This is a genomic window from Streptomyces sp. NPDC014801 (genome assembly GCF_043082085.1).
Classification (GTDB): Bacteria; Actinomycetota; Actinomycetes; order Streptomycetales; family Streptomycetaceae; genus Streptomyces.
The window spans coordinates 1-2,884 of the sequence record NZ_JBIBXG010000034.1; the positions used below are offsets into that span (position 1 = coordinate 1).

The 2,884-nt window shown below is 71.2% G+C and carries 2 protein-coding genes; both read right to left on the reverse strand.

Going from position 1 to position 2,884, the window contains the following annotated elements:
* Positions 1-339: 339 nt before the first annotated feature.
* Entirely contained in the window at positions 340-1,770 is a 1,431-nt protein-coding gene (locus tag ACF1AL_RS39385) for an FAD-dependent oxidoreductase (RefSeq protein WP_391828812.1), read from the reverse strand.
* 37 nt (positions 1,771-1,807) lie between these two features.
* The gene (locus ACF1AL_RS39390) at positions 1,808-2,749 is read right to left on the reverse strand and encodes a DMT family transporter (RefSeq protein WP_384201374.1); all 942 of its coding nucleotides are present in this window, start codon (positions 2,747-2,749) and stop codon (positions 1,808-1,810) included.
* Positions 2,750-2,884 lie beyond the last annotated feature (135 nt).

Below are 2,884 nucleotides of genomic sequence, written 5' to 3' on the forward strand. Positions count from 1 at the left end.
AGGTGGCGCCGCGTTCGACGGCTTGGGCGAGGACGTCGGTGTGGCCGTAGCCGGAGTAGTAGGCGATGACGACGGACGGCTTCTTGGGCATGACGAAGAACTCCGAAAGACGAACAGGAGGAAGAAGAAAGGGAGTTGGCGCCGAGGCGGTACCGGAGTGGCCCGGCGGTCAGGCGGCAGGGACTCGCCGGATTGCAGGCACCCGTCGGACTGCAGGCACCCGCCGGACTGCAGGCACCCGCCGGACTGCAGGCACTCGCCGGACTGCGGGCGCCTGCCCGGCTGCCGGCACCCGGGCCGTGCGGCCGCTTGGCGGTCGGCGCTCGCGCGCTGCGCCGGTCAGGCCGTCAGCACCCGGGCCACACGGCGGTCGGGGCGGACCAGCAGCCCGCGGGCGCCGTCCGGCACGGTGATCCGGCCGCCGGGCGCGGGCCGGGGGAGGCGGTGCACCTGCCGCACCGGGGGGATCGACGGGTCGGTCGCGGGGGCCGCGGATTCCGCGTCGTCGAAGAGGATCAGCGTCGAGGCGTCGGCGCGGTCGCTCGGGGGAAGGAACGGGATCACTCCCGTGTCCGTCCGCAGGGCGGTGGGGACGCGCGCCCCGGCCGTCAGCTCGTAGCGCCCGTCGTGGAAGTGGCCGGCGCCCGGGTAGAGCTGGCTCCAGGACAGGGCCAGCGCGTCCAGCTCGGCCTGGACGGCCGGCCGGGTGGCCTCGTCCGCGGCGCGGATGCGCTCGACGAACGGGACGACGAACGTCGTCTTCACGACCTCCGCCGCGTACGAGCGACGTTCCTCATCATATCCCGAAAGCACCTGAGGATTTCCACCGTTCAAGGCCACGAGAATGCGCCAGGAAAGGGCGACGGCATCACTGATGCCGAGATTGAGCCCCTGTCCCCCGGCCGGCGTGTTCAAATGCGCGGCATCGCCGGCCAGAACGACATTTCCGGCCACCAGACGGTCGGCCGTCCGCAGGTCCACGGAATAGTGGCTCGTGCGGATGGCCTCCGCCAGGCGCAGCCTACGGCCGAATCCCAGGGTCTCGATGGCCTCTTCGATCCGGCTCCACGGCACCTCGGCGCCGCGTTCCAGGGACAGCCCGGTGACGGCCGGGCCGGCCACGAGTACCTGGTCACCGGGGATGGGCATCATGGTGACCATGCCGGTGGAGCCGACGTAGATGCCGACCTCGTCGCGCCCCGTCAGTTCCTGTGGCATCCCTTCGACGAGCAGATAGCTCGACGTCAGGGTGCGCCCGATCATCGCGATGCCGAGGGATTCCCGTACGGCGCTGCGCGGACCGTCGCTGCCGACGAGATACGTGCAGCGGATATCGGGGTGACCGTCGAAATGGACCGTCGTTCCGGTGTCGCTTTCCTCGTGGGAAAGATATCCGACGCCGTGTTCGATCTGTGCGCCGTATTCCAGCGCGTATTTCTCCAGCAGCCCTTCCAGAAGGGGCTGCGGCATGTTCCGGTAGCCGTCCTGGAAGGTGTCCGTCCCGGTCATCTCGGCGGAGTACGAGCCGGCGCCGCTGACGTGGAAGCTGAACCGTTCGAGGGGGATGCTGCGGGCGTGCACGTCGTCGAGCAGCCCGAAGGAGTCGAGGAGTTCCAGGGTCGGTGCGTGCAGCACGACCGCCTTGGGCCGGTCACCGCGGTGGAGCCTGCGCTCCGCGACGAACACCTTCGCCCCGGCCCGTGAGAGCAGTCCCGCGAGGACCAGCCCGGTGGGGCCGGCGCCGATCACGGCGACGTCGTAGTTCTTCATGCGTTCTCCCGTGTCCAGGAACAGACCGCGCGGCGGCCTACGAGGACGACGCGACCTGCTGCGTGTCGTCGGCGGGGATCGGGGCCGGGGCCGTGGCCTTCGCCGGCTCCGGCTTGGTGAAGAAGCGGCCCAGCAGGTTCGGGTTGGCGACCAGGAGGATCGCGGTGCACACCAGCACACCGCCGAGGGCCTGCCACGCGGTGAGCTTCTCGCCGACGGCCAGCCAGCCGAGCAGGGCCGCGGTGACCGGGTTCATCAGGGGCAGCGGCGCCGACTGGGACACCGGCAGCCGCTGGACGCCGGAGAGGAACAGGGCGAAGCCGAGCGCGCCGACCACGAACGCGGCCCAGGCCAGGCCCGCCAGCTGCTTGCCGCTGAAGCTCGGCGGCGCGCCCTCGAAGATGAGGGACAGCGGCAGCAGGACGACGGCGGCGCCGAGCAGGGTCCAGCCGGCCGTGGTGAGGCTGTGCACGCCCTCGGGGCGGCCCCACTTGCGGGCCAGGACGCTGCCGACACCCATGCTGGAGGCGCTGCCGATGCCAGCGAGGACGCCGATCGCGTCGAGCGAGGCCGAGCTGCGCAGCACGAGCAGTGCGACACCGCTGACGCCGATCAGGCAGGCGATGTAGTGGTGCGGCCGGATCTTCTCCTTCAGCACCACCGACGCCACGGCGATGGCGACGAGGCTGGAGGTCGCGTTCAGGGTGGCCGCGACACCGCCGGGCAGACGCTGGGCGGAGATCAGCAGGAACAGCGTGAACAGGCCCATGTTGAGCGTGCCGAGCACGAGCGACTTCCACCACCAGTCACCGCGCGGCAGGGCGGGGCGGATCGCCAGCAGGACGAGGCCGGCGGGCAGCACCCGCAGGAAGCTGTCCCAGTAGGGGGTGGGCGGCAGGTAGTGGCCGGCGACGTAGAAGAGCGTGCCGCCGATGGCCGGACCGAGGGCGGTGCGGACGAGGAGGGCTGAGTTTTTCATCGGGTGGACTCCGGGAGGGGGGAGCGGCGCCGTCCGCCTGGTCAGGCGGTGAGGCCGAGGGCTTCGCGGCCGGCGAGGACGATGGTGGTGTGGTGGGTGACGCGTTCGCCGAGGTGTTCGGCGGTGGCGATGTCG